Below are 26,506 nucleotides of genomic sequence, written 5' to 3'. Positions count from 1 at the left end.
TTATACTAAAACTTTTCCCTCTTCAGTTATTCCTTCTTCATCCTCTGGACCTAAAATCATTTCATTATGTGGTTTACCTGAAGGTATCATTGGGAAACAGTTTTCATCCTTTTTTACTAAACAATCAAAAATTACTGGCCTATCTATATCAACCATTTCATTAATTTTATCATCTAATTCCTTTGGTGTTTTGGCTCGAATTCCAACTGCACCATACGCCTCTGCTAGTTTTACAAAATCTGGTAGTGCTTCGGTGTAGCTTTCAGAGTAATTTTTACCATGTAATAACTCTTGCCATTGTCTCACCATTCCCATCCACTGATTATTTAAAATAAATATTTTTATAGGAAGTTTATATTGAACAGCAGTCGACATCTCCTGAATATTCATCAAGATTGAAGCTTCTCCAGCAATATCAACAACAAGTTTTCCTGGGTTTGCAATTTGTGTACCAATTGCTGCAGGTAAACCATATCCCATTGTCCCAAGACCTCCTGAGGTCATCCATCTATTAGGTTTGTCAAATTTATAATACTGTGCAGCCCACATTTGATGCTGACCAACCTCTGTAGTTATAAATGAATCCTTGTTCTTTGTTAGTTCATATAATCTTTCAACTGCATATTGAGGCATAATGAGTTTATCATCATGTTTGTATGATAAAGATTTTTTTTCTCTCCACTTATTAATTTGTTTCCACCAATCACTAATTTTTTCTTTATTTGAACTACAAAAATCAGAATGTTTATTTTTTAATGTTGTAAGCATATCATTTAATACACTTAAACAATCACCAACAATTGCAACATCTACTTTTACAATTTTATTTATTGATGATGGATCAATATCAATGTGTATTTTTTTTGAATTCGGAGAAAAAGCATCAACACGCCCTGTAATTCTATCATCAAATCTTGCGCCAACATTTATCATAAGATCACATTCGTGCATTGCGTTGTTTGCCTCATAAGTTCCATGCATACCAAGCATTCCTAAAAACTGAGGATCACTTCCTGGAAATGCTCCAAGACCTTGTAAAGTTGATGTGATTGGAAAATTTGTAACTCGAGTAAATTCAGTCAAAGCATCTGAAGCTTTTGTTCCAGCATTAATAACTCCTCCACCAGAATAGATGATTGGTTTTTTTGATTTTACAATTAATTCAACTGCCTTTTCGATACTTGTTAATTCTGCTTTTAATTTTGGTTTGTAAGTTTCAACAACAACCTGATTTGCACTTTTATAAACTCCTTTTTGAAACTGAACATCTTTTGGAATGTCAACTAAGACTGGTCCAGGTCTTCCAGAAGTTGCAATATGAAATGCTTTATGAATTGTTTCAGCTAATTGATTAACATCTTTTACAAGCCAGTTATGTTTTGTGCATGGTCTCGTAATTCCCGTGGTATCACATTCTTGAAAAGCATCTGTTCCGATAAGATGTGTTGGAACTTGTCCAGATATACAAACTAATGGTATAGAATCCATATATGCATCTGTCAGTGCAGTCACCATATTTGTTGCTCCAGGACCCGAGGTTACTAATGCAATTCCAGGTTTACCTGATGATCTTGCATAACCTTCTGCAGCATGACCAGCGCCTTGTTCATGTCGAACTAAAATATGTTTAATATTTTTTTCTTTTGAAATTTGATCATACAAAGGTAGGACTGCTCCACCTGGATAGCCAAATATATGATCAACGCCATGTTCATTTAGCGCCTTAAAAACTATTTCTGCCCCTGTTAACTGTTCGCTCATTTCTCCAAGTAGTTGAATGTAGCGTAACTTATTTCTGGGTCAAGGTGTTCTGATAAACTTTAAAACTTTTTTTCTAAGATCTGCCTGTTTAAGATCGTTAAACTCATTCCAATCTTTCATTTGGCCTCTAAACCAGGTCATTTGTCTCTTTATATATTGTCGCGTTCTTATTATAGACCTTTCTACAGCATCTTTTAAGGTCATTTTGCCCTCCAGATAAGACATGATTTCTTTCAGGCCTAGAATATTATTTGAAGTCAAAGTCTTAGATACTCCTAATTTTTTAAATTTTTTGGCCTCTTTAATAGCTCCCTGATCAACCATTTTCTTAAATCTTTTTTCAATTTTGACCAACAAGACTTCCCTTGGAAAATTTAAAAATATTTTTTTAAAATGTATATCTTTTAAATTATTTTTTGTATTTTTTTGCCAATCAAAAATAGACTTTTTTGTATAAAATTTAACTTCATAAAATCTTATCATTCGCTGTTTGTCATTTTTAATTATCTTATTTTTACACTTTGGGTCTAATTTGATTAATTTTTTATAAAACTCACCAGCTCCTATTTGATTAAATAATTTAATTATTTTATCTCTTTTAGCTTTAGAAATGTTTGGTATCTGAGCAATTCCATCAATTAAAGATTTAAAATATAGTCCTGTACCGCCTACAATAATAGGTGTTTTTTTCTTTTTAAGAATTTCTTTAATTTTTTTTTCTGTATACTTGATCCATTCGCCAGTAGAAAAGTTTTTCTTAACACTTATAAAACCATATAGATGGTGTTTAATGTTTTTATAATCTTCAGGTCTTGCAGATAAAATTTTAATCTCTTTAAAAACTTGCATGCTATCTGCATTTATAATTTCTCCATTTATTTTTTTTGCAATATAAATTGCGAGCTCAGATTTTCCTGAAGCTGTTGGACCAGCTAAAAGAATAACTTTTTTCATGAATTGATTATTTTATTTTTACGCCAATATATCTTGTCGTATTTTGAAGGTCGATAATTGTCAGTAATAATGTTTTTTTACCGGATTTAATTTGTTTTTTTAACTGTTTTTCAAAATCTTTTACATTTTTAATCGAATTATTTTGTAATGAAATAATTGCATCACCTGGTCTAACAGGTAGTAACGCCATAGCACCGTTTGGATCTATTTTATGAATAATAACACCTGATTTTTTTTCTAATTTATTTCTATTTTTTTTATCTTCTTCTTTAATATCTCTAACATCGATACCCAAGCTTGATAAAGTTTGTTCTTTTGACTTTGCAGGAATTTTATTTTTAAATTCAGCTGTATCTTCTAATCTTCCAAGTACTACGGTTTTAGAAATTTCTTTTTTATCTCTCCAGACTTTTAAATTTGCAGCTTTTCCAACTGGTGCCTCTCCTACTAACCTTTGTAGGTCTCTTGTTGTTTTTACTTTTTTTCCATTAAACTCGATTATAATATCTCCAGAATTTAAACCCGCTTTATCAGCAGGACTACCTTTGTTAATATCAGTAATCAATGCACCGATAGCTTCTTTTAATCCTAGACTATCTGCAATTTCTTTTGTGACTGTTTGAATTCTAACGCCTAACCATCCTCTTTTAGTCTCGCCAAATTTAATTAATTGGTCGATAACATTTTTTGCAAAGTTTGAAGGAATTGCAAAACCAATACCAACTGAACCGCCTGAATTAGAAAAAATTGCAGTATTAATTCCAAGAACTTCACCGTCTATATTAAACAATGGACCACCAGAGTTTCCTTGGTTTATTGATGCATCTGTTTGGATAAAATTATCATATCGCCCCATATTTATGTCTCTATTAATTGCTGAGACTATTCCTTGGGTAACAGTTCCACCTAATCCAAATGGGTTTCCAATTGCGATAACCCAGTCTCCTACTTTTGCCTCGTCTGAATTCGCAAAATTTACAGCTGGGAATTTCTTATCAGACTGAATTTTTAATACTGCAATATCGCTAACAGGATCAGTTCCTATGAGTTTAGCCTCATATTCCTTACCATCGGTAAACTTTACAAAAATACCTTCAGCATTTTGAATGACATGATTGTTTGTAATCACTGTTCCATTTTCTTTAATCACAAACCCAGAACCTAAGGCAGTTGATTTTCTTTTTTGTGGTCCTTGATTTTGCTGAAAATCCTTAAAAAATTCCTCAAATGGCGAGCCTGGAGGAAATTGAAATGGAAACTCTTGAGAGCGTGTTTCCACTATTGTTGTAGCTGAAATATTAACAACTGATGGCATTAATTTTTCCGCAAGCTTAGAAAAGCCTTTTGAAATATCTATAGAATAGGCGGAATTATTTAAACCTTGAAAAATAAAGATAATAACTAAAATTTTTAAAAACTTTTTCATCCTTTAATACTCCATACAATAATAAATCCAATTAAAGCAAAAAAAAGGCCACCTGTTCTCAAATTTGAGGCTGGAATAGATTTCATTTTTTCCATCATACCTTTCATCTGTTCAGGAAAAATTGAATACAAAAGTCCCTCAATTACAAATAGCAATCCAATCGCTACGATAAGTTCTTTCATAATTATTTTTTTACAGGTGTAGATGGTGCAGAGCTTCTTCTATTAGTTCCAGACTTTCCAAAATATTTGAAAAAATCGCTATCAGGTGACAAAATCAAAGAAGTATCTTTCCCAATTAAAGATTTTTCATAAGATTGCATTGAACGATAGAAACTAAAGAAACTTGGATCTTTTCCAAAAGCGTCTGCAAAAATCTTATTTCTTTGACCATCACCTTCTCCTTTTAAAATTTGTGATTTTTTATTTGCTTCAGCTAATATAATTGTCACTTCTTTATCAGCAGTGGATCTAACTGTTTGAGCTATCTCAGCTCCTTCTGCACGAAATTCTTTTGCTTCTCTTTGTCTCTCAGTTTGCATTCTTCTATAAATTGCTTCACTGTTTGCTTGGGGAAGGTCTGCTCTTTTAATTCTAACATCAATAATTCGAATTCCTAATTTTTCTGCTTCAGTGTTAACATCTTTTGTAATTTGGTCCATTAACCTTGCTCTATCTTTGGAAACTAAAGTTGCTAATTCTTCTTTACCTAAAACACCTCTAATTCTTGCATTAACAATTGTAGACAATCTTGATCTTGCAACTCTCTCATTTCCAACTGAGATATAAAATTGTAAAGGATCTTTAATTTGAAATCTTGCAAATGCATCAACAATTAATCTTTTTTGATCAGATGCAATCACCTCTTCTGGTGGAGCATCTAAATTTAAAATTCTAGTATCTAAAAATACTGTGTTTTGAATAAATGGAATTTTATAATTTAATCCAGCTTTTTGTACAATTCGTTTAGGGTCACCAAACTGTAATACGATTGCTTGTTGAACTTCAGATACGGTAAAGAAAGTCGAGTATCCTAGAAATCCTAAAAGAATAATAACTGGTCCTAAAAATTTTAAAGCTTTTTCACTCATTTAATTTCCTGCATTCTTTTTTAGTTCAGGCAAAGGTAAGTATGGAACTACACCTCCACCAGATTTTTTGTCTATAATAATCTTATTAATATCAGCCATTACTTTTTCCATAGTTTCTAAATACATTCTTTCTTGTGTTACGGTTCTTGCTTTTCTGTACTCATTATAAATTGCTAAAAATCTACTTGCTTCTCCTTCTGCAAGAGCAACAACTTCTCTTTTATAAGCTTCAGCTTGCTGTAATATTTGTGCAGCTTCTCCTCGTGCTCTTGGTATCACATCGTTTGCATAAGCTTCGGCTTCGTTTTGTGCTCGTTCTTTATCTGCCTTAGCGGCTTGCACATCTCTAAAAGCATCAATCACTTCTTTTGGCGGGTCAGCTTTTTGTGTTTGAACTTGTGTTATAGAAATTCCAGAATCATAACTATCTAAAATTTCTTGCATAATATTTTGAGTATCAATTTCTACCTGAGCTCTTCCCTCAGTTAAAATTGATTGAATTCCGTTTTTAGCTATCACTTCTCTCATGGCTGTTTCAGCTACACTTTTAACTGTGTCTTCTGGAGCTTGAATATTAAATAAAAATTTTCCAGCATCTTTAATGATCCAAAATACTGAGTAATCAATATCAACAATGTTTTCATCTCCAGTTAACATTAAACTTTCTTCTGGAACATCGCTTACACCAGTAGCTCTTCCAGTATCAGAAGCTGATCTATAACCCACATCAATTCTATTAACTCGCGTAACTTTTGGAGTCAGCGCTGTTTCTATTGGATATGGTAAGTGATAATGCAATCCAGGTTGTGTTTGGTTTACATATTTACCAAACCTTAAAACCACACCTTGCTCATCGGGTAATACTCTGTAAAAACCGCTCGCCAACCACAAACCTAAAATAATTATTCCAAATAATAAAATTGGCTTATTTCCACCTGGCATTTTTTTCCCAGGGAACATCTTTTTTAAATTGTCTTGAAACTGATTTGCTAAATCATCAATGTTAGGCGGTCTATTATTTCCTCCACCACCTCCAGATGGTCTACCGTTACCTCCGCTGCCCCAAGGGGAACCTGACATTTAAACTCCGTTGTTTTAAAAATTTAATTGAGTTACTACTATATATTTAGTTAGTAGTTTAAAAGGAAAAAACAAGGTGGATAACAAAAAAAAAGTTAATTTAAGCAAGAATTTCAAAGAAAAAATTGAACCAAGGTCACAATTTCAAAAAAAAAGTATTCCTGGAGTAAAAAAAATTTTATCAATCTCAAGTGCTAAGGGCGGTGTTGGAAAATCAACAGTTTGCGCAAATCTTGCAATCGCAGCGTCAAAACAAGGTTTTTCTGTTGGCTTGTTAGATGCTGATATTTATGGTCCATCGATACCAGATTTATTTAATATTTCAGAAAAACCAACTGCAGATGAAAATAAAAAAATAAATCCTATAATTGCTCAAAACATTAAACTAATTTCCATGGGGTTTTTAATTGATAAAAATTCTCCAATGGTTTGGCGTGGTCCAATGGTTATTAATGCAATCAAATCATTTATAAACAACGTGAATTGGGGTGAATTAGATTGTTTATTTGTTGATCTACCTCCTGGCACAGGAGATGCAATTTTGACATTTGCACAGGAATTGAAGGTTGATGGAAGTATTATAATTACAACACCGCAAAAATTATCAATTACAGATGCAAACAGAGGGATAGAAATGTTTAAGAAAACTGACATTCCAGTTTTGGGTGTAATTGAGAATATGTCTTTTATATTAGATAAAAATAATAACCCTTCTTATCCATTTGGAAAAAATGGAGCAAAAGAATTATGTGAAAAACAAAAAATAAAATTGTTAGACAAAATTAAAATTGATGAGTCTTTTAATCATTGTGTAGAAAAAGGGTTGGTTTTTGAAAATTTGTCCGATGATATTAAAATTCAGTTTGAAACTATTACTAAGGAAATATTGAGTTAGGAGATTAAATCTTTTTTTTCTAAAACTTCCATTAATTCATTCCATTCTCTTTTGCTCAGACCAGAACTTTCTAAATTAACCTTTTCTCCATTTAAAAGTGATTTGATTACCTTTAAACCTTTTGCAGAAACGTGAGCAGCGCCAACTCTGTAATCTAAAAATGCTGAATGAGTAATTGGTACCCATTTTTTTAATGTTTCAATCATCGCATCTGCATAAACTCTTATCTCATATTGAGCGTGAATATCCGCTCTTAAGAATAAAAAATTCATTAGATTTAACAAATCTGTTTTCCAATACCACTGAGTGTAAGAATTTAATGTTAAATTCATTCTAGCTAATTCTCTTGCTAAACCTGATTTGTTTTCATCAATAACAGAACCATCATAACGTTCATTTAACATTTTTTCATAATTCTCATATGTTCGTTGAGAATCTTCTTTTAAAATATCAAGTACTTCTTTAGCCTGATCGCCTTCAAGAATATCTCCCCTACCTTGTCTGTTGTTTACTGCTTGAGCAGCTAACTTATCTGGTGCGGGAATATAAAATTCTTTGTCTAAAATAGAGTATCTAGCTGAATATTCATTTACATTTGCTGTTCTGTGTCTAATCCATTGTCTTGCAATAAAGATTGGTAATTTAATGTGGTATTTAATTTCACACATTTCAAATGGAGTGCTGTGCCAATGACGTAACAAATATCTTATTAGCCCTTCATCAGTTGAAACTTTTTTTGTACCTTTGCCATATGAAACTCTTGCTGCTTGAACAATTGAACTATCATCGCCCATGTAATCAACTACTCTAATAAAGCCATGATCAAGTATTGGTATAGCCTCATATAAAATTTTTTCTAACTCAGGTGAGGTAACTCTTTTTGTTGTATTTTGTTGTGATTGCTGTTCTTTTATTTCTATCTTTTGTTGTTCTGTAAGCGCCATTAAAATTAATTTCTTTAAATTTAGAATCTATCACTTATATTAATTTGTGTTGGTTTTCCAACTATGGTGATAAACGAAATTCGTAATAAACATTTCGGACCAGGGGGCGGTACCCTGCACCTCCACCAAATACAACTCATGGGGGTGAAATAGGCTCGACGGATGTCTAAAGGCTTTTCTTTTACTCGGTATTGTTCCGCCGTAACGGGCTAATTTATAAATGCTAACGAAAGTTATGCTATTGCTGCTTAATTAACTTCGGTTAATTAATTAGCAGGGGTCCGGGGCACCTTGCAACAGAACGCCCCAATTATAAATTTCCTAAAACTGCATCTCCACAATCTTTAGTATTAGATTCTCCATGAAGATCTTTTGTTCTTGATTTTTTATCAGATAAAGTTTTTTCAATTGATTTAATTATTCTGTCACTTGCCTCTTTCTCACCAAGATAATCTAACATCATTGCACCGGACCAAATTTGACCTACTGGGTTTGCAATTCCTTTACCTGCAATATCTGGTGCTGAACCATGTACAGGTTCAAATAAAGATGGGAATTTATTCTCTGGGTTAATGTTTCCAGAAGGTGCAATTCCAATTGTACCAGTACAAGCTGGTCCAAGGTCTGATAAAATATCTCCAAATAAATTTGATCCAACAACAACATCAAACCATTCTGGAGTAAGCACAAATCGCGCCGTTAAAATATCAATGTGATATTGATCAGTTTCTACATCAGGAAAAGCTTTTTTATTTTCCTCAAATCTTTCATCCCAGTATGGCATAGTAATTGAAATACCATTTGATTTTGTTGCACTAGTTAATTTTTTTCTAGACCTTGTTTTTGCTAATTCAAAAGCAAATTTTTGCACTCTATCTATTCCAACCTTTGACATTACTGTTTCTTGAACAACGATTTCCCTATCTGTGCCTTGATACATTCTTCCACCCACTGAAGAATATTCTCCTTCTGTATTTTCACGAACAATCATCATATCAATATCGCCAGGTTTTTTGTTTGCTAATGGGCAAGGAACACTAGGCATTAATTTAACTGGTCTTAAATTAATATATTGATCAAAATCTCTTCTAAATTTTAACAAAGATCCCCATAAAGAAATATGATCTGGTAATCTATCAGGATCTCCTACAGCTCCAAAGAATATAGCATCGTGTTTTTTTAATTTTTCTTGCCAGTCATCTGGGAGCATTTTTCCATGTTTTTCATAATAGTCACAAGAAGCAAAATCATATTCTTCAATGGAAAGTTTAAATTGATGTTGTTTAGCAACCTCTTTTAAAATCTTTATTCCCTCAGGAACAACTTCTTTTCCAATTCCATCCCCAGCAATTGATGCGATTTTATATTCTTTCATTTAATAAATTTCTCCAAGTTTGGTTTAAAATAATTTGGACCTTTTAATACTTTACCATGCTCATTAAATATTGGTTTTCCATTTTCGTCAAGCTTGCTCATATTTGATCTTTGCACTTCATCAAAACATTTATCAAGATCAATACCAAAAGCATGCCCAGCACCATAGGTAACATAGAGTATATCTGTAAGAGCATCCGCAACTTCTTTAATATCTTTGTTTTCTATAGCCTCTTTTAACTCAGATAACTCTTCTTCTATAAGACTGATACGCAAATCTTGAATTTTTTTACTTGGAAATTCAGCTTTATTTTTTACTTCCTGACCAAAGGTTTCCATAAATTTTTTGACACTGCTAAAATTACTCATATATTTAGGATATCAATTACTATGAAATTAATAATAAATATTATTTGTTTTACCTTGTTATCCACAATTTTAAATGCATTTGAGAACCCAAAAATTAAACTTGGTAAATTTAGTATTAATAAATACGAAATAACCATCAAAGAATTTTCTGAATATGCTTCAAAAAATAATATTATTACCTTGGCGGAAAAAAATGGCGGAGGATATGAATGGGGTGCTGGATGGGAAAAAAGATCTGGATGGAACTATAAGACACCTTTTGGAAAAAAACCTGAGAGTAATCTAGAACCTGCAACACACCTAAATCGATTTGAGTCTGAAAAATATTGCAAATATAAAGATGGTAGACTTCCAACATTTGAAGAATGGAAACTTGCAGCTTACACGCAGGTTTTAAATTCAAAAAAATATAATAAAGGCGAAACCTATACTTACCCAAGCGGCAATAAGGCTGAAGGTTTAAATTCACAAGGAATTTTAAATTTCGATAAACATGTTGATGTGACATCCCTGCCGGAAGGTATCAATGGATTAGTTGCCATGGGAGGCAATGTCTGGGAATGGATTGATGATCAAAAAGGAAGTGAGTCACTCACCGCAGGTGCATCGTGGTGGTACGGAGCTTACAAGACACGAGTAACAGGCGTTCAGTATAAACCTTCTGACTTTTATGTGATTTATATTGGATTTAGATGTGCTTTTGATAATTAACCAAAATGAAAAAAATTACTATTTATACTACTCCTTATTGTCCTTTTTGTATAAGGGCAAAACAATTGCTTAAAAATAAAAATATAGAATTTCAAGAAATCGATCTGTCTGAAGAACCAGGTCAATTTGATGAAATGAGTAAAAAATCAAATGGAGCAAGGACAGTTCCTCAAATTTTTGTTGATGATACTCATATTGGAGACTGCGATTATATTCATGAACTTGATAATAAAGGTAAATTAGATAAAATTTTAGGAATATAATGAGTTTATATTTCTTATCTTTTTTTGCAGGTTTTGTGAGTTTTTTATCGCCTTGCGTATTACCATTAATACCTGGATACATATCTTTTATAAATGGAACTACTCTTGAAAACCTAGAAGATAAAAAAAAAAATTTTATATTTAAGGAAACGCTTTTATTTACACTGGGCTTTTCAGTTGTTTTTATTTCATTAGGCGCAACTGCTACTTTTTTTGGATCTTTAATATTTAAGTATTCAACATTTTTTACTTATTTTGTTGGGATAGTTATAATTTTCTTTAGTCTTAATATGATTGGGATTTTACAATTAAGACTACTCAATCAAGAATTAAAATATCATTTTCATAATCAAATCACAAAACCTTACATGTCTTTTTTAGTTGGGATTGGATTTGGATTTGGATGGTCACCATGCATTGGTCCAATACTGGGCTCTGTTTTGGCCCTTGCATCATTAGAAACTACAATAACTAAGGGGATAATTTTGTTGTCAATCTATTCAATTGGTTTGGCAATTCCTTTTATTCTATCCGGATTATTTATCACTAAATTTTTAATTTTTTCAAAAAAAACAAAGGTGCATATTATTAAAATTCAAAAAATTAGTGGTTACATTTTACTGGTAACTGGAGTTCTAATTGTAACAGGTAAATTACAGACTCTGGGTTATTATCTTTTAGATTGGTTTCCGATATTGGGTAAGCTTGGCTAATTAGCTAATTTGCACGGTATTAAAAAGTTATTTGTATTTAGTGGATACAAAAATACCAGTCAAAATAAATAATGCTCCCACAATATGAAAATTTGCTAATCTCTCACCTATTAAAAATATTGCCATCAAAGAGCTAAATACTGGCATCAAATGAAGAAATATTCCTGATCTAGATGGACCAATTAATTGTATTGCACCAATCCAAAAAATGTATGCTCCAATTCCAGCAAACAAAACGACATAACCAATTGTTAGGATTACAGGAATGTTTATTTGTAAATATTGCCCAGTGTATAGTTCATAAAAATAAAATGGTATTAAAAAAATTAATCCAATAAAAATTAAAGTTTCCAATAGAGCAAAAGGTTCTAGATTAATTTTTTTTTCTTTGACCATAATTGAATAGGTTGCCCAAGAAATCATTGCGACCAGAATCCATAAATCTCCTTTATTTAAATTTAAAGTTAATAATTTATTAAATTCTAGCTTAGTAATAATAATTAAAACTCCCATTAAAGATGTTATCACTCCAACAATTTGTGTAATTTTAATTTTTTCATTTGTAAAACATGATGAAAAAAAAATAATTAATACTGGAATTGTTGAAATCATCAAAACACCGTTAAGAACTTGAGTATAATTTAATGAATAGTAAACAACCGAATTAAAAATTGTTATACTTGCAAATCCCATAATAGATAAGGGTATTAAGTTATTTTTAACTTCGTCAATATTCTGAAAGATTTTTTTATAGGTAAATGGAAAAAGAATAAGAAATGCAATTAACCATCTATAAAAATTTAAAGTAAAAGGAGGCACATCAAACAAAGTGGCGACTTTACCAACTATGAAATTACCAGCCCAAAATAAAGTACAAAGAACTAAAAAAATATAAGCTTTTATATTTTGCATCTAAAAGATAAAAAATAATTAATTATTATTTTTTTCTTCTCGCATCTTATAGATTGGTTGCATATCGTCATGCATTTTTTTTATATTAGTAGACGTGTCATATTCAAATAGCGCAGGGCAAATACCATGAACGAGTGCAGTGAATGAAGATTTTAGACAAACAAAGCTTGCTTTAAAAGCAAATCTTTGATGTTCAAAGTAAGTTTTATTGGCATCTTTTAAATGTTGTTTGATTTTTTGAATCATAATTTTAATAAATATTTATTAAAATTAAGATTGATTTACAGCTTTTTTCTCTGTGTCTTCAATCTCTAGTTGCTTTTCTTTTTTTTCTTCCTTAACTTTTGCTTTTTGAGATTGTTGTGGCTTTGAAGAAGTTTGCTTACCTTGATTTACTCTCTTGATGTATCCATCAACATCTGCGCCTTCATCAATTTTCAAATTCTCCTTGAAAAATATATCACCTTTAATTGTGGCAGTTTTTCCAATAACTATATCATCTGCATATATTTCGCCTTCTATAAAACCAAAAACTTCAAACTTTGAGGCTTTAACACCGCCAATTATTGAGCCAGTTTCTAAAACTTTTAAACCTTCTGCTCTAATATTACCGTTCATAATACCAGCAATTTCAATTTCACCCTTACAGCTTAAATCACCTTCGATTGTTAAGCCCTCTCCAATAAGAGAAGTTCCATCAGCACGCTCAGAGTTATTGTTGTTAAACATCGTTGAATTTATACAAATTAAATTATTAAGAGTCTAAGAAAACTTAACCCATTTTAATGCTGTTTTTAGTGAATTTTAGTAAATATTTTCATCTTTATGAATTTTGGCACTCATAACAAGACCAAGAGCAAACATAGAAGTTAACATAGCTGTACCTCCATAGGACATAATTGGAATAGGAACTCCTACAACTGGCAAAAGTCCAGTTACCATTCCAATGTTTATTGCAATGTATACAAAAAAATTAAATGAAACACCAAAACACAGCAATCTTCCAAATGTAGATCTAGAAACTTTTGAAATACTGTCAATTCTAAAAATTAATATAAGAAATAGAATTAATAAAATTAAACTTCCAATAAAACCAAATTGTTCAGCAAAAGCTGTAAAGATAAAATCTGTATGAGGTTCAGGTAAAAAAGATAAATTACTTTGCGACCCTTCCTTATAACCCTGACCAAAAAATCCACCAGAGCCAATTGCAATTTTAGACTGTATAACATGATAGCCCGCTCCCGTTGGATCGTTTTCTGGATTTAAAAAAGTCAATATCCTTTGCTTTTGATATGGTTTTAAAAATGAAATTGATAATGGCGCTAATATTAAAAGTGATAATGTTCCGAATGTAAAAATTTTTAAATTTAAACCAGCTAACCAAAGAATAGATATAGCAACTAATAAAATAAAAAGAGCTGTTCCTAAATCTGGTTGCTTAATAACTAAAAGAAAAGGTATGATAATTAGTGTAATTGGAATAACTAGATTTTTTATACGGTCTATTTCATCTGTTTTAATATATTGATAATATCTTGCCAAAGCCATGATTACTCCAACTTTCATTAATTCAGAAGGTTGTAAATTAAAAATACCAATGTCTAACCATCTTTTTGCACCTTTTCCTACAAGTCCATAAAAATCTACAAGAATTAAAAGTAAAATAACAAAACCATAAAAAAAATATGAAAATTTATACCAAGTTTTAATATTTATTGATGCTGCAATTAAAAAAACTATTAATGAAAAACAAATTCTCAAAAAGTGTTTATCAACAAGTCCTTTATTATTAAAATCTAAGCTAGACAGTACAGTTAAACTTATTAAAGCAATTAATATCATCAAAGAAAAAATAACAAAGTCCATGGATTTTATTTTAGTAGAAAAATTTTCTAAAAAACTTTTATTCAGTCTAAGCATTAGTTCCTTTTGGGTAATATAGTTCAAAAACTTTTTGCATAACTTTTTTTGCTATAGGAGCTGCTTTTGAAGAGCCTGATCCACCATGATCAATAATAACAGATATTGCATATTCTGGATTAGAAACCGGGCCATAACCAGTGAATAAAGAATGATCTCTAAATTTCCAAGGTAGATCTTTGTTTTTAATATCTAGTTCTCTTTGTCTTTGAGAAATTCTTCTAACTTGAGATGTTCCAGTTTTACCACAAAACTTTAAATCTCCTTTTATCCTAGAATTATATGATGTTCCCTTCCACTCATTTGTAGCGACATCTAAAGAGTCTTTGATAATTTTTAAATGATCATCATTTTCAATAATTTTTTCACCAAGTTCAAAGTTATCATTTGCATTTAATGAGGGTTTGATTTTAAAACCTCCATTTGCAATTTGAGCAATCATTTTACAAAGTTGTATTGGTGTGGTTTGAATATATCCCTGTCCAATTCCTGCGATAATTGTTTCTCCAAGATACCAAGGTTGGCCAATATATTTTTTCTTCCATTTTGTATTTGGAAAAACACCTTTTTTTTCTTCTAAAAAGTTATCTAGAACATATTGACCTAAGCCAAACTTTAAAGCTGTTTTATACATTCTGTCTACGCCAAGTAATCTTGCCACCTCATAAAAATAAATGTCACACGACTCTTTTATTGCTTTTTTCATATCAACTACACCATGTCCTTTTTCTTTCCAGCAATGATATTTTTGACCAAAATATTCGGTGCTCTCTTTGCATCTAATTTTAAAGTTACTGTTCACAATTCCATTCTCCATTGCAGAGATTGCAACTAGCATTTTTAAAGTACTTCCGGGAGGATATTGAGAAGATAAAGCTTTATTACTTAGAGGTTTTTTTTCATCCCTTAGATACTTTTTGTATTCAAAAGAATTAATTCCATATGTAAATAAGTTTGCATCAAATGACGGTGAAGACGTACAGCATCTTATTTCACCTCTCGTAGTCATTACAATGACAGATCCACTTTCATTACCCAATGTTTTATTTGCAAAAACTTGAAGCTCAGAGTCTAAAGTAGAATTAAAATTTTTACCTTTTATTCCTTGTTTGTAACTGATTTGTTTTAACTGCCTTCCAAAGGCATTTGTTTCAATTACAGATTTTCCAGGTGATCCAATGATTAAATCTTCAAATTTTTTCTCGATACCATTTTTTCCAATTTTAAGATTTGGTGTATTAAGAAAATTCTCTGATATACTTTTTAAATCTTTTTTATTTGGTTCACCAACGTAACCTACAATATGAGCAAACTCTTTGGCATGAGAATAAGTTCTTTCAAAGGATACTATTGGCTGCACATACGAAATATTGCTAAGATTATAATTAATATTTGAAATTACTTTCCATGGTAATTTTTTATCAATTATATAAGCCTGATATTTTTTTGTCTTCTTGTGCCTGTAGATTTCTCTTTTAAATCTTTTGATCTCTAAAATATCAAAATCAACATAAGGTCTTAAACTGTAGAAAAACTCATTTAAATTTTTTATCTCACTTGGAAATATACTTAAGAGATAAACTTGATTATTTGATGCAATAATCTTATTTTTAAAATCATAAATAACCCCTCTTTCAGGAACCTCTTTAATTTCTCTATATCTATTTCTATCTGAAAGTTGCTTAAACTCTTTGGTTTTAAATAATTGTAAATAAGCTAATCTGGATGTTATTATTCCGAAGAAAGCAACTTTCGCCAATCCTAAAACAAAACCTCGACGTGAAATGGTTTTGGATTTGCTCTCTATTCCTTTTTTAACTTTTGGACTAAAATATTCCATTAATACGTTAGTTATATATAGACTTTTTTATTCCAAAATGCTATCTGACCCCGCTTTAGGAGGTAGGTTATTAAAATAGAAGTAAAAAATGACAATCTTGAACAGGCTTTAAGAGTTTTGAAAAAAAAGCTTCAAAAGGAAGGAACTTTCAGAATACTTAAATTAAAAAGTCATTTCGAAAAGCCCTCTGAGAAGAAAAAAAGAGAAAAAGAAGAAAACGTTAAAAGATTCAAAAAATTAAGAAAATTAAAGGCAAGATTTTAACTTATCTTAATTCTATTAATATCGCGGGGTGGAGCAGTCTGGTAGCTCGTCAGGCTCATAACCTGAAGGTCCTAGGTTCAAATCCTAGCCCCGCAACCAATTTTGGTGGGCATGGCAAGAATTGAACTTGCTACCTCTACGATGTCAACGTAGCGTTCTACCAATGAACTACATGCCCAATAATTTAATCTAAAGCTTTAGAAATTTCTTCAACCATTTTCTTCGCATCTGAAAATAGCATTAAAGTATTATCTTTAAAAAATAATTCATTATCGACACCAGCATAGCCAGCGGCCATTCCTCTTTTGACAAATAAAACAGATTTAGCTTTTTCAACATCTAAAATTGGCATTCCGTAAATTGGACTTTGTGGATCTGTTTTTGCAGCAGGATTTGTGACATCATTTGCTCCAATTACAAATGCAACATCTGTATTTGAAAAATCACTGTTAATACTTTCTAATTCAAATACCTCATCATATGGAACATTTGCTTCTGCTAATAAAACATTCATATGTCCTGGCATTCTTCCAGCAACCGGATGTATAGCATAACTTACTTTTACTCCTGCTTCTTTTAGTTTATCACACATCTCTCTCAATGCATGTTGAGCTTGAGCTACTGCCATACCATATCCAGGTACAATTATAACTGATGATGCATTTTTCATTAAAAAAGCCGCATCATCTGCACCTGCTTGTTTTACTGGTTTAGCTGTTTTTTGATGAACTTCTCCTGAATTCTCTTCTCCACCAAATCCACCAAGAATAACGTTAAAGAATGATCTATTCATCCCTTTACACATTATATAAGATAATATTGCACCTGACGATCCTACCAATGCTCCGGTAATTATTAAAGCTGTATTTTCTAAAGTAAATCCAATTCCTGCTGCTGCCCAACCTGAATATGAGTTTAGCATTGAAACGACAACTGGCATATCAGCTCCACCAATTGGAATAATAATAAGAAAACCAATTAATAAAGATAAACTTGTTACTATCCAAAAATAATTGGTTGTTTGTTCTTTTACTAAAAAAACAATTGAAACAATTATTAGAATACCTAGAATTAAATTTAAAAAATGTTGACCCTTAAATGTAATTGGAGATCCTGACATTAATCCTTGCAACTTTAAAAAAGCAATACAAGATCCTGTAAATGTTATTGCTCCAATTGATACACCCAACGACATTTCAATCAATGATGAAATTTTGATACTTCCAAACTGACCTATGCCAAATGCTGATGGGTTATAAAATGCTGCAGCAGCAATTAAAACTGCAGCCAAGCCAACTAAACTATGAAAACCAGCAACTAACTGCGGCATTGCCGTCATAGCAATTCTTGCCGCAACAAATCCTCCTATGATTGCACCTAATAACAAAGGGACAATAATAAATTCTATATTATTCAGTAATATTTCAATACTACTCACACTAAAAAGAGTAGAGATGATTGCTATGGTCATCCCTGTCATTCCAAAAATATTTCCAGTCCTTGATGTTTCTGGAGATGATAAGCCCCTTAAAGCTAAGATAAAAAATATCCCTGAGATCAAATATAAAATTGCAACAATATTAATCGATAACATTTATTTCTTTTTCCCTTTTTTATACATTGCAAGCATTCGCATAGTGACCAAAAATCCACCAAAGATATTTATTGCCGCCAAGAAAACTGCAAAACTTCCAACATAAAGTGAAATCTGACTAGAGTCTGCACTTGATACTGCAACTGCAATTAAAGCACCAACAATTATCACTGATGAAATTGCATTTGTGACTGACATTAAAGGTGTATGCAATGCAGGAGTTACACTCCAAACTACATAATACCCTACAAAAATTGAAAGAATAAATATTGCTAACCTAAAAATAAAAGGATCTATAGTTTCCATAAATTAAATTCTTACTCCTTTAATAATTTCATCTTCAAAATCAATTTTTAAAGATTTAGTTTCTTTATCAACTAATAAGGATAAAAAATTAATTATATTTTTTGCCAATAAACCAGAGGCTGAGTAAGCTGTTCTGGATGCATAGTTTGAATAACCAATAATTTTAACACCATTCTTTTCAATAACTTTATCTCTCTCGGAAAACGCAACATTTCCTCCTTGTGATGTTGCAAGGTCACATATTACAGAACCAGGTTTCATTGAAAGAACCATCTCTTCACTAATTATTAATGGAGCTTTCTTACCGGGTATTAATGCGGTCGTAATTACCACGTCTTGATTTTTAACAGTTTGTTTCATTAATTCTTCTTGTTTTTTTTTGTAATTTTCAGTTGCTTCTTTTGCATATCCACCCTCAGTCTCTAAATTTTCATCACTTTCTACAAATACAAATTTTGCCCCTAAACTTTCGACTTGCTCTTTAGATGCTAATCTTACATCAGTGGCAGATACAACTGCACCTAATCTTTTTGCAGTTGCAATCGCTTGCAAACCTGCAACACCAGCCCCAATGATAAAATATTTTGCAGGAGTTATGGTTCCTGCAGCAGTCATCATCATCGGTAATGCTTTGCTAAACTCATATGCCGTATCAATTACTGCTTTATAACCTGCAAGATTTGATTGAGATGATAAAACATCCATGGCTTGCGCTCTAGTAATTCTTGGCAAATAGTTTAATCCAAAAACTTCGAGTTTTTTACTATTTTTTAATTTTAGTATTTCATCATTATTTTTGTCAAAAAAAGCAGTAATAATTAAAGAGCCATTTTTAAAATCAAAAGTCTTCAGACCTTTGCCTGAGATTTTAACTATAATGTCAGAAAGTGAACAGATGTCACTGGCTGATTTTAATTCTGCTCCTGAGTCTTTATAGAATTTATCATCTATATTTAACTTTTTTGCATAACCATTCTCCACCAAGACTTTAAAACCAAGTTTAGCAATTGGAGAAATATGCTCTGGCAATAACATAGAGCGACATTCATATTCATCATTTTCTTTTAAAAAAGCGATAATCATCGATATGCAAATAAATGATTTAAAATATAGATCAAGACTAAGATTGTAGAAAATTTATTAATATTAAACGCAATTAATCAAAAAGTATGGCTTAAACTAAAAAAATTGCCATCATAATTAGTATAAAAATAATTATAGCAGCTGCAATTGTTGAAAGTTTTACAAAACCAGCAAACGTATCTTTTTGATCTTTAATATCCATTAACCCTGTCTTGATTTCATTCTTGGGTTTTTTTTATTTATAACGTAAAGCTTTCCTTTTCTCTTCACAAGCTTGTTATTTAAATCTCTTTTTTTTAACGATTTAAGTGAACTAACTACTTTCATAAGCGAGGGTTATAGCAAATTTAAATTGATTTAAAATAGCTTTTCTTTCCATGTTTTTGGGGTTTTTTCATTCTCAATTTCTAAATTATAATTATATCGAAACTTTTTTGGACCTTTATCCTTAATAAAATTGATAACTTTATCAATTGACTGGTCTAAACTAACACTTGTTTTGTAATTTAAAATATTTCTCGCTTTGTCCGATGAACAAGTTGCATGTTTAACTTCATTTGGTCTATCAGGAAAATATTTTGGCTCTTTATTAAATTGTAATTTATTGGATATTTTTTTAAACAAATCATTAATGGTAATGAACTCTTCATCTGGTCCAATATTGATTGTTTGAGATGTTATATTTTTATCCGTTAGCATCTTGTCTAAACAATATATACAGTCTTCAATATCAGAAAAGCATCTTTTTTGCTCTCCATCACCATAAATAATGGGTTGTCTTTTTTGTAACATTAAATTTGTCATTATTGAAACTACATTTCTAAATGGATCATCATATTTCTGTTTTGGTCCAATAATATTGTGTGGAACAGCTATATTGTACTCTATACCATGAGTTTTAGATAAAATTTTCAAAATATTTTCTGCCGCAACTTTTGAAACTCCGTAAGGGTCTACTGGATTTAATATATCATCTTCCTTGAAAGGAATTTCTATGTTTCCATACCTTGCCATTGAGGAGCAGTAGACAATTCTTTTAACTTTATTTTTAATTGCTGCGGTGAAGACTGCTACACTACCTGTGACGTTGTTGTTGCATATTAATGTTGGCGAAATACTTGAAAGACCTTCATGAGCATAGGCTGCAGCATGACACAAAACGTTAACATCTTTTTTTGTCGCGGTTGTCATAAAATCTAAGTTTTCACAGTTACCTTTGAAAAAATTTACTCTCTTATCGACATTATCTATTTCACCGCCAACTAAGTTATCACAACCAGAAACCTCAAATCCTTTTTTTAAATAATAATCTGCTAAATTAGATCCCAGAAATCCTGCTACACCTGTAATGAAAATATGCATTGTGTTTTTAAGCCTGGCAACGACCTACTCTCCCATACCTTAAGGCAAAGTACCATCGGCGCAGAAAGGCTTGACTTCCGAGTTCGAAATGGATCGGGTATTGCCCTTTCGCAATAATTACCAGGCATCAATCTTTTATATTTTTATATTATTAAATCAATTATAAACTGTGTTTTTTTGTAAAATAAATATAATAAAATATGACATGTCAAAAAAAACAGCATTAATTACAGGTATTTCAGGTCAGGACGGGGCTTATCTCGCTGATTTTTTATTAAAAAAAAAATATAAAGTAATTGGATGTGACAGACGATCAGCAAGAAACAATAATTGGAGATTAATTAGATTAGGGATTCAAGATAAAATTATATTTGAAGAAATGGAACTTGGAGAAATACTACAAATTCAAAGAGTAATAAAAAAATATAAAATAAGTGAAATATATAATTTGGGAGCTCAGTCTTTCGTTGCAACATCTTTTAATTCACCGATTTATACAGCTGATATTACGGGTCTTGGTGCATTAAGAATATTAGACACAATCAGAACAACAAACCCAAAAGTTAAGTTTTACCAGGCATCTTCGTCTGAAATGTATGGAGATGTTTTGGAAAATAATCAAAACGAAAAGACCCCTTTTAATCCAAGAAGCCCATACGCAATAGCTAAAGCATGCGCACATTATTTTGTGAAAAATTACAGAGACTCATATAATCTTTTCGCAGTATCGGGTATACTCTTTAATCATGAGTCACCCTTTAGGGGAGAAGAATTCGTAACTAGAAAAATTACATTAGGCTTAACAAAAATTATCCATGGTGACCAAGATTGTATTGAACTTGGAAATTTATATGCAAAAAGAGATTGGGGTTATGCAAAAGAATATGTTGAATTAATGTGGAAGATGATGCAACAAAAAAAAGCTGAAGACTATGTTATTTCGACTGGTAAAAGTTATTCAATAAAAAGTTTTATAAACGAGTGCGTTAAATATTTAAAATTAAAAACTAAATGGGTAGGAAAAGGAGTAAATGAAAAACTAGTCAATACAAAAAATAACAAAATACTTATAAAAATAAATAAAAAATTTTTTAGACCTGCAGAAGTAAATTTTTTAAAAGGTGATCATAAAAAAGCAAAAAAACACTTAAACTGGAAACCTAAAACAAATTTAAAAAAGCTAGTAAAAATTATGATGGATGAAGAAATTGCTTACTATTCACCATTAAACAAATAAAAAGATTTATCTTTTTTTTATATTATCTTTATAATTATTATAGGTTAACCAAAATGCTTTCTGCAAGGTTGTCTTTGATTTCCATCCATAACTTTTAGCTAGACTAGTATCTAATAATTTTCTAGGAGTTCCATCTGGCTTAGAAGAATCATATTTTAAATTCAAATTTAATTTGAGCTCTTTAATCATAAATTTTGCAAAGTCTTTGATTTTCATTTCAATTCCACTTCCAATATTTATTAATGAATCTTTTGTTTTTTTATGCAAAAAAAATATACATGCATCAGCTATATCATCTACATAAATAACTTCTCTCAAAGGATTTCCAGATCCCCAAACCTTAAAAATTTTTTCTTTTCTTATCTTTGCTGCATGAAGTCTAGCTATAAAAGCTGGAATAAAATGAGATAAGTTTGGATCATAATTATCATTTGGTCCAAATGCATTGGTTGGCATCAAACATTTATAATTAGTATTATACTGATCGTTGTAGGCTTCACACATTTTAACACCTGCTATCTTTGCTATTGCATAAGGCTCGTTTGTTTTTTCTAATGGTCCAGTTAATAAATATTTTTCTTTTATGGGTTGTTTACAATCTCTAGGATAAATACAGCTTGATCCTAAAAATATTAAGTCTTTAATATTATTTTGAAAAGATGAATTTATAATATTAGTTTGAATAGATAAATTGTCATAAATAAATTTTGCTCTTAAAGTGTTATTAGCATATATTCCTCCGACAGTTGCAGCGCAATTTATAACTGCATTTGGTTTATGTTTTCTAAAAAATTTTTCTACCTTAATAGAGTCTCTTAAATCTAAACTAGATCTGGTTGCTGTAATTATATTTTTATATCCTCTTTTTTTTAAAATTCTCAAAACTGAAGAGCCAACTAGTCCTTTATGACCCGTGACTAATATTTTTTTATTTTTGTTTTTCATTAAATTGTAAATTTTATTTTGAGATTATTTTAAAACTCGGTAAAGGAAATATTAGCTTACCTCCTTTTTTAATAAATGTCTTTTCTCTTTTAACAATTTCTTTTCTAAAATGCCATGGGAGTACAAAATAGAAATCTGGCTTATTTTTTTTTGAGAAGCTTTCACTCACAATATCTATATTTGATCCTAGTGTTACTGCACCCCATTTTAATGGGTTTCTGTCCGCAATACATTTTAGATAGGAAGAATTCAACTTAATCCATTGTAATATAGTATTTCCTTTAGTAGAAGCGCCATATCCATGGATAGTTTTTTTGTTTTTGATTAACATATTTAACTTATTCTTAATTTGAATTTTTATTAATTGAATATTTTTATAAAAATTTAAGTATAGTTTTTTAGAAAAAATTCTTTTGTTCTTTTCCAAATTCATTTGTTTTTTTATTTTACTCAAATTTTTTTCAATATCATAAGATTTATTTGACTTATGAGTTATATAACATCTTATGCTTCCTCCATTAATATCATTAAATTCAATTTTAAATATTTTAAGATCAGATTTTTTCATTATAAAATTTAAACTTGTTAGAGAATAATACTCAAGATGCTCATGACAAATTGTATCAAATGAATTTAAATTTAACATATCTAGCAAATAAGATAATTCGATTACCCAAAAACCTTCTTTGTCCAAAATTGCTTTTATATTTTTAGCAAAATTGACTGGACTATCAACATCATAAAACATTGCTATCGAGGTAATGACTTTAAATTTAATTCCTAATTTTTTAATTTTTTTTGAAGGGAAGAAATCTTTTATTATTTTTATTTTATTTTTTTTTTTTGATTTAACATTGCTTGGGTCAATACCAAACTTATTAATTTTTTTTGGATAAAAATTAAGCAATGTGCAATCATTACACCCGATATCTAATACATTGACTTCTTGTTTTTTTTTTGATCGTAATATTTTTAAATTTGTATTTACTATACTGTTTAAATGATTTCTCATGGTTAAATTTACACCAGATAGATACCAATAATCTTTATAAAGTATTTTTTTACTAACTGTTTCGTCGAGCTGAACCAATGAACAGTTTTTACATAAGATTAGTTTTAATGAAAACTTTTTTCTAGTGGGGTTTGAAAAATTTTTTTTATAAAATGATCCAAGAAGATTAAAATTTCCGAGATTAAATAGATTTATTAATTTTTTACTTTGGCAAGATCTACAATTTTTTATTTTTTTAACCATTAAGTATCATTATTTAACAAATTTTTAAGTTTTTCTGAATTAGCTATTAGTATATCTTTACTGCTACCTTCAGCAACATTTAGTTTATCTAATTTTTTTAATTTTAAATCATATATTTCATAATTAATTTTTTTTAAAAAATTTTGAAAATCTTTGAAAGAAAAGCCTTGTTCTTTTAAAGCATACTCCGCATATTCTAACATTATAAATGGCTCAAACTTTTTAATTGTTTTATAACCTGATTTTAAAACATTTAATTCATATCCATCTACATCTATTTTTATAAAAAAAATTTCATTAATTTTTTTTAATTTTACAAAGTAATCTAAAGAACAAAATCTTGTTTTTTTATCTATTTTTTTTAATAAACCATGATGTACATTATGCTTCGTTTTACCTTTTGCTTTTTTTGAAATATTCCAACTTGAATATGTTGATTTTTTATTAACTTTTTTTTTGTCAGTAATAAAAATTTTATTTAAAGAAATTTTTTCTGATAATTTTATATTTAGTTTTAAGTTTTTTCTTTGTTTACTTAAAGCATAAGAAGTGGGTTCTAAAGAATAAACATAAATTTGTTTTTTTAAATTTGAATATTTTTTTACTAATGTTAATGATTTATCACCAATATTTGATCCAATATCTAAAATAATATATTTTCCATCATAATTTTTTGATAATTTTAAAATCTGATTTGTTATATCTGATTGAAAATCTCCAAATAAAAAAATTGATAAGTCAATTCCTTCAGATAAATCTAGGTTCCAAACAATGCCCTTTCTATTGACTATTTGTTTTTCTCTTATAAAAAAAATTTTTGTTAATATAAAATATATAACTTTAGAAATTGCAATTTTATAACTAGTTCGCATTAAATAATTTTATGAAAGATTTAACTCTAATAATACCATGCAAAAATGAAAAAGGTAACATTCTAAAAGTTATTAATGAAGTAACAGTTTATTCTTTTATAAAACAGATATTAATTGTGGTAGATAAAAATAGTGAGAAAAGGCAAATAAAAAAAATGCTTTCAAAATTTAAAAATGTCAAAATAATTAAACAGTCTAAAAAAGGCTATGGATCAGCTATAATTGAGGGTTTTAAAAGAACTAATACTAAATATGGATGCATTTTTAATGCGGACTATTCTTTTCATCCAAAATATTTAAGTTTAATGTTAAAAAATAAAAAAAAATTACCATTTACCTTTGGCTCAAGATACAAAAAGAATGGTTCTACAGATGATGATGATATGTTCACTTTTGTAGGAAATATGTTTTTTACATCATTATGTAAATTATTATTTAATTTTAAATTATCCGATGTTCTTTATACATATGTCATGTGTGATGTTAAAAGCTTTAACAAATTAAAAATGAATTCACAGGATTTTACTTTCTGTATAGAGTTACCATATAAAGTTAATCAAAAGTTTAATTATAATGAAATAGCAATGCATGAAAGAAAAAGATTTTCAGGTGTTAAAAAAGTTAATAATATCAAAGATGGTTTCTTAATATTAATAAAAATACTTAAATTTTTTTTTATAAATCGTAATGTCAATTGATGGTTTTTCATCGCAAATTAAAAAAATAGAATTTTTAATTATCCCATTTCTTGCTTTCGCAGTATCTTTCTATCTCGGATTTGATAGACATTGGTCATCAAATTATGATCACGAATTAACATTGGCATATAATGCTATTTTGTTTAATTCATCTATTAAGCAAGAATTTATTGATCACTCTGGATATTTTAGTATCCTTTTTTTATCTATTTTTTTTAAAATACTTAATATTTTAGAATTATTAAAAATTAGTAACATTGATGAGCTAAATAACCCAATAAATTTTAATGAAAATCTTCAAATAATAGTTTTCTATACAAGAGTTTTTACAACATTGTCATTAATTCTGTATTTTTTTATAGCTAAAAAGATTTTCAATATTATTTTTAATAACAATATAATTGCATTACTATCCAGTGTAGTTTTAATATTTTCTCTTGGCTCGGTTATTCATTTGTCTCAATTCAGAAACGAATCTTGGTCAATGATTTTTTTTTTATTATCATTTTTAAACTTTATATTTTTCTTCAAAAATACTAAAAAAATAAATAATTTTTTTTTTGCTTTACTATTTTTATATTGCTCAATACTAAATAAAAGCCAAGTGTGGCTCTATTATCCGGTTATAATAATAA

The 26,506-nt window shown here is 29.7% G+C and carries 30 protein-coding genes, 2 tRNA genes, 1 rRNA gene, 1 other RNA gene and 1 pseudogene; 10 read left to right on the top strand and 25 right to left on the bottom strand.

Annotation, left to right across the window (positions count from 1 at the left end; translation table 11 throughout):
- The 6 genes from ACTTAT_RS03240 to hflK are packed head-to-tail and all read right to left on the bottom strand — an operon-like array spanning position 1 to position 6,311.
- Complete coding sequence (locus ACTTAT_RS03240) at positions 1-1,761, bottom strand: acetolactate synthase 3 large subunit (protein WP_440679635.1); 1,761 nt, start codon at positions 1,759-1,761, stop codon at positions 1-3.
- 39 nt (positions 1,762-1,800) lie between these two features.
- Entirely contained in the window at positions 1,801-2,715 is a 915-nt protein-coding gene (miaA, locus tag ACTTAT_RS03235) for a tRNA (adenosine(37)-N6)-dimethylallyltransferase MiaA (protein ID WP_440679634.1), read from the bottom strand.
- Positions 2,716-2,722: 7 nt separating this feature from the next.
- The gene (locus ACTTAT_RS03230) at positions 2,723-4,141 is read right to left on the bottom strand and encodes a DegQ family serine endoprotease (protein WP_440679633.1); all 1,419 of its coding nucleotides are present in this window, start codon (positions 4,139-4,141) and stop codon (positions 2,723-2,725) included.
- Complete coding sequence (locus ACTTAT_RS03225) at positions 4,138-4,323, bottom strand: DUF2065 domain-containing protein (protein ID WP_440679632.1); 186 nt, start codon at positions 4,321-4,323, stop codon at positions 4,138-4,140. The genes ACTTAT_RS03230 and ACTTAT_RS03225 overlap by 4 nt, the downstream gene beginning before the upstream one ends.
- 2 nt (positions 4,324-4,325) lie before the next feature.
- Positions 4,326-5,231, bottom strand: coding sequence for a protease modulator HflC (gene hflC, locus ACTTAT_RS03220; protein ID WP_440679631.1), 906 nt, complete (start codon positions 5,229-5,231; stop codon positions 4,326-4,328).
- Positions 5,232-6,311 carry an FtsH protease activity modulator HflK gene (gene hflK, locus ACTTAT_RS03215; RefSeq protein ID WP_440679630.1) on the bottom strand — a complete coding sequence of 360 codons (1,080 nt, stop codon included), beginning with the start codon at positions 6,309-6,311 and terminating at the stop codon, positions 5,232-5,234.
- 76 nt (positions 6,312-6,387) lie between these two features.
- On the opposite strand from hflK, the gene ACTTAT_RS03210 reads away from it, so the two are divergent.
- Positions 6,388-7,206, top strand: a complete 819-nt coding sequence (locus ACTTAT_RS03210) for an Mrp/NBP35 family ATP-binding protein (RefSeq protein ID WP_440679629.1) — start codon at positions 6,388-6,390, stop codon at positions 7,204-7,206.
- Here the strand turns inward: ACTTAT_RS03210 and thyX are convergent.
- Positions 7,203-8,150: an FAD-dependent thymidylate synthase gene (gene thyX / locus ACTTAT_RS03205; RefSeq protein ID WP_440679628.1), complete on the bottom strand. Its 948-nt coding sequence runs from the start codon at positions 8,148-8,150 to the stop codon at positions 7,203-7,205. The two genes, ACTTAT_RS03210 and thyX, sit on opposite strands and share 4 nt — an antisense overlap.
- Positions 8,151-8,159: 9 nt before the next feature.
- On the opposite strand from thyX, the gene ssrA reads away from it, so the two are divergent.
- Positions 8,160-8,461: a transfer-messenger RNA gene (gene ssrA / locus ACTTAT_RS03200) on the top strand.
- Here ssrA and ACTTAT_RS03195 read toward each other — a convergent pair.
- Together ACTTAT_RS03195 and ACTTAT_RS03190 are read right to left on the bottom strand one after the other, a co-directional pair.
- The gene (locus ACTTAT_RS03195; protein ID WP_440679626.1) at positions 8,461-9,525 is read right to left on the bottom strand and encodes a tartrate dehydrogenase; all 1,065 of its coding nucleotides are present in this window, start codon (positions 9,523-9,525) and stop codon (positions 8,461-8,463) included. The genes ssrA and ACTTAT_RS03195 overlap by 1 nt on opposite strands.
- Complete coding sequence (locus ACTTAT_RS03190; protein ID WP_440679625.1) at positions 9,522-9,893, bottom strand: phosphoribosyl-ATP diphosphatase; 372 nt, start codon at positions 9,891-9,893, stop codon at positions 9,522-9,524. The genes ACTTAT_RS03195 and ACTTAT_RS03190 overlap by 4 nt, the downstream gene beginning before the upstream one ends.
- Before the next feature lie 21 nt (positions 9,894-9,914).
- On the opposite strand from ACTTAT_RS03190, the gene ACTTAT_RS03185 reads away from it, so the two are divergent.
- Genes ACTTAT_RS03185 through ACTTAT_RS03175 form a run of 3 tightly spaced genes read left to right on the top strand, consistent with a single transcriptional unit; the run spans position 9,915 to position 11,580 of the window.
- A complete protein-coding gene (locus tag ACTTAT_RS03185) occupies positions 9,915-10,604 on the top strand; it encodes a formylglycine-generating enzyme family protein (protein ID WP_440679624.1) in 690 nt (229 codons plus the stop codon).
- 5 nt (positions 10,605-10,609) lie between these two features.
- Positions 10,610-10,867, top strand: a complete 258-nt coding sequence (gene grxC, locus ACTTAT_RS03180; RefSeq protein ID WP_440679623.1) for a glutaredoxin 3 — start codon at positions 10,610-10,612, stop codon at positions 10,865-10,867.
- Positions 10,867-11,580: a cytochrome c biogenesis CcdA family protein gene (locus tag ACTTAT_RS03175; RefSeq protein WP_440679621.1), complete on the top strand. Its 714-nt coding sequence runs from the start codon at positions 10,867-10,869 to the stop codon at positions 11,578-11,580. Before grxC ends, ACTTAT_RS03175 begins: the two co-directional genes overlap by 1 nt.
- A 27-nt stretch (positions 11,581-11,607) precedes the next feature.
- Here the strand turns inward: ACTTAT_RS03175 and ACTTAT_RS03170 are convergent, their stop codons facing one another.
- The 5 genes from ACTTAT_RS03170 to mrdA all read right to left on the bottom strand — a co-directional run bounded on the left by ACTTAT_RS03170 (position 11,608) and on the right by mrdA (position 16,255).
- The gene (locus ACTTAT_RS03170) at positions 11,608-12,492 is read right to left on the bottom strand and encodes a DMT family transporter (RefSeq protein WP_440679620.1); all 885 of its coding nucleotides are present in this window, start codon (positions 12,490-12,492) and stop codon (positions 11,608-11,610) included.
- 18 nt (positions 12,493-12,510) lie between these two features.
- A complete protein-coding gene (locus tag ACTTAT_RS03165; RefSeq protein ID WP_440679619.1) occupies positions 12,511-12,738 on the bottom strand; it encodes a DUF6356 family protein in 228 nt (75 codons plus the stop codon).
- Between the two features lie 24 nt (positions 12,739-12,762).
- The gene (locus tag ACTTAT_RS03160; RefSeq protein WP_440679618.1) at positions 12,763-13,221 is read right to left on the bottom strand and encodes a bactofilin family protein; all 459 of its coding nucleotides are present in this window, start codon (positions 13,219-13,221) and stop codon (positions 12,763-12,765) included.
- A 75-nt stretch (positions 13,222-13,296) separates the two neighbouring features.
- Positions 13,297-14,415: a rod shape-determining protein RodA gene (rodA, locus tag ACTTAT_RS03155; RefSeq protein WP_440679617.1), complete on the bottom strand. Its 1,119-nt coding sequence runs from the start codon at positions 14,413-14,415 to the stop codon at positions 13,297-13,299.
- Positions 14,408-16,255 carry a penicillin-binding protein 2 gene (mrdA, locus tag ACTTAT_RS03150; protein ID WP_440679615.1) on the bottom strand — a complete coding sequence of 616 codons (1,848 nt, stop codon included), beginning with the start codon at positions 16,253-16,255 and terminating at the stop codon, positions 14,408-14,410. The genes rodA and mrdA overlap by 8 nt, the downstream gene beginning before the upstream one ends.
- Before the next feature lie 69 nt (positions 16,256-16,324).
- Between mrdA and rpsU the strand changes: the two genes are divergently transcribed.
- Positions 16,325-16,519: a 30S ribosomal protein S21 gene (gene rpsU, locus ACTTAT_RS03145; RefSeq protein WP_440679723.1), complete on the top strand. Its 195-nt coding sequence runs from the start codon at positions 16,325-16,327 to the stop codon at positions 16,517-16,519.
- A gap of 22 nt (positions 16,520-16,541) precedes the next feature.
- Positions 16,542-16,618 (top strand) — tRNA-Met (locus ACTTAT_RS03140).
- Between the two features lie 4 nt (positions 16,619-16,622).
- Here ACTTAT_RS03140 and ACTTAT_RS03135 read toward each other — a convergent pair.
- The 8 genes from ACTTAT_RS03135 to rrf all read right to left on the bottom strand — a co-directional run bounded on the left by ACTTAT_RS03135 (position 16,623) and on the right by rrf (position 20,989).
- Positions 16,623-16,697 (bottom strand) — tRNA-Val (locus ACTTAT_RS03135).
- Positions 16,698-16,703: 6 nt separating this feature from the next.
- A complete protein-coding gene (locus tag ACTTAT_RS03130; protein ID WP_440679613.1) occupies positions 16,704-18,113 on the bottom strand; it encodes an NAD(P)(+) transhydrogenase (Re/Si-specific) subunit beta in 1,410 nt (469 codons plus the stop codon).
- Positions 18,114-18,419 (bottom strand): proton-translocating transhydrogenase family protein, encoded by a 306-nt coding sequence (locus ACTTAT_RS03125; protein WP_440679612.1) that lies wholly within the window; start codon positions 18,417-18,419, stop codon positions 18,114-18,116.
- A gap of 3 nt (positions 18,420-18,422) precedes the next feature.
- Complete coding sequence (locus tag ACTTAT_RS03120; RefSeq protein ID WP_440679611.1) at positions 18,423-19,502, bottom strand: NAD(P) transhydrogenase subunit alpha; 1,080 nt, start codon at positions 19,500-19,502, stop codon at positions 18,423-18,425.
- Positions 19,503-19,593: 91 nt separating this feature from the next.
- On the bottom strand, positions 19,594-19,704 hold the full coding sequence (locus ACTTAT_RS03115) for an aa3-type cytochrome c oxidase subunit IV (RefSeq protein ID WP_440679610.1): 111 nt from the start codon (positions 19,702-19,704) through the stop codon (positions 19,594-19,596).
- Positions 19,704-19,829: a type B 50S ribosomal protein L36 gene (gene ykgO, locus ACTTAT_RS03110; protein ID WP_009360555.1), complete on the bottom strand. Its 126-nt coding sequence runs from the start codon at positions 19,827-19,829 to the stop codon at positions 19,704-19,706. The genes ACTTAT_RS03115 and ykgO overlap by 1 nt, the downstream gene beginning before the upstream one ends.
- Before the next feature lie 30 nt (positions 19,830-19,859).
- Positions 19,860-20,864, bottom strand: coding sequence for an NAD-dependent epimerase/dehydratase family protein (locus ACTTAT_RS03105; RefSeq protein ID WP_440679609.1), 1,005 nt, complete (start codon positions 20,862-20,864; stop codon positions 19,860-19,862).
- Positions 20,865-20,875: 11 nt separating this feature from the next.
- Positions 20,876-20,989: ribosomal RNA gene (gene rrf, locus ACTTAT_RS03100) — 5S ribosomal RNA — on the bottom strand.
- An 80-nt stretch (positions 20,990-21,069) separates the two neighbouring features.
- Here rrf and gmd point away from each other — a divergent pair.
- Positions 21,070-22,101, top strand: coding sequence for a GDP-mannose 4,6-dehydratase (gene gmd, locus ACTTAT_RS03095; RefSeq protein WP_440679608.1), 1,032 nt, complete (start codon positions 21,070-21,072; stop codon positions 22,099-22,101).
- A gap of 6 nt (positions 22,102-22,107) precedes the next feature.
- Here the strand turns inward: gmd and ACTTAT_RS03090 are convergent, their stop codons facing one another.
- From ACTTAT_RS03090 to ACTTAT_RS03080, 3 genes are read right to left on the bottom strand one after another with little or no spacing between them, the layout of a single operon-like run.
- Complete coding sequence (locus tag ACTTAT_RS03090; protein WP_440679606.1) at positions 22,108-23,046, bottom strand: GDP-L-fucose synthase family protein; 939 nt, start codon at positions 23,044-23,046, stop codon at positions 22,108-22,110.
- Positions 23,047-23,059: 13 nt separating this feature from the next.
- Positions 23,060-24,301 (bottom strand): class I SAM-dependent methyltransferase, encoded by a 1,242-nt coding sequence (locus ACTTAT_RS03085; RefSeq protein ID WP_440679605.1) that lies wholly within the window; start codon positions 24,299-24,301, stop codon positions 23,060-23,062.
- Positions 24,301-25,173 (bottom strand): FkbM family methyltransferase, encoded by an 873-nt coding sequence (locus tag ACTTAT_RS03080; protein WP_440679604.1) that lies wholly within the window; start codon positions 25,171-25,173, stop codon positions 24,301-24,303. Before ACTTAT_RS03080 ends, ACTTAT_RS03085 begins: the two co-directional genes overlap by 1 nt.
- A gap of 11 nt (positions 25,174-25,184) precedes the next feature.
- On the opposite strand from ACTTAT_RS03080, the gene ACTTAT_RS03075 reads away from it, so the two are divergent.
- Together ACTTAT_RS03075 and ACTTAT_RS03070 are read left to right on the top strand one after the other, a co-directional pair.
- Positions 25,185-25,871: a glycosyltransferase family 2 protein gene (locus ACTTAT_RS03075; protein ID WP_440679603.1), complete on the top strand. Its 687-nt coding sequence runs from the start codon at positions 25,185-25,187 to the stop codon at positions 25,869-25,871.
- Positions 25,861-26,506 (top strand): annotated as a pseudogene (locus ACTTAT_RS03070) (hypothetical protein); the annotation flags it as partial. The gene ACTTAT_RS03075 and the pseudogene ACTTAT_RS03070, both read left to right, overlap by 11 nt.

The sequence above is a fragment of the Candidatus Pelagibacter sp. HIMB1517 genome, from assembly GCF_052047895.1.
Lineage (GTDB): Bacteria > Pseudomonadota > Alphaproteobacteria > Pelagibacterales > Pelagibacteraceae > HIMB114.
This window is presented reverse-complemented; position numbering and strand designations above follow the sequence as displayed.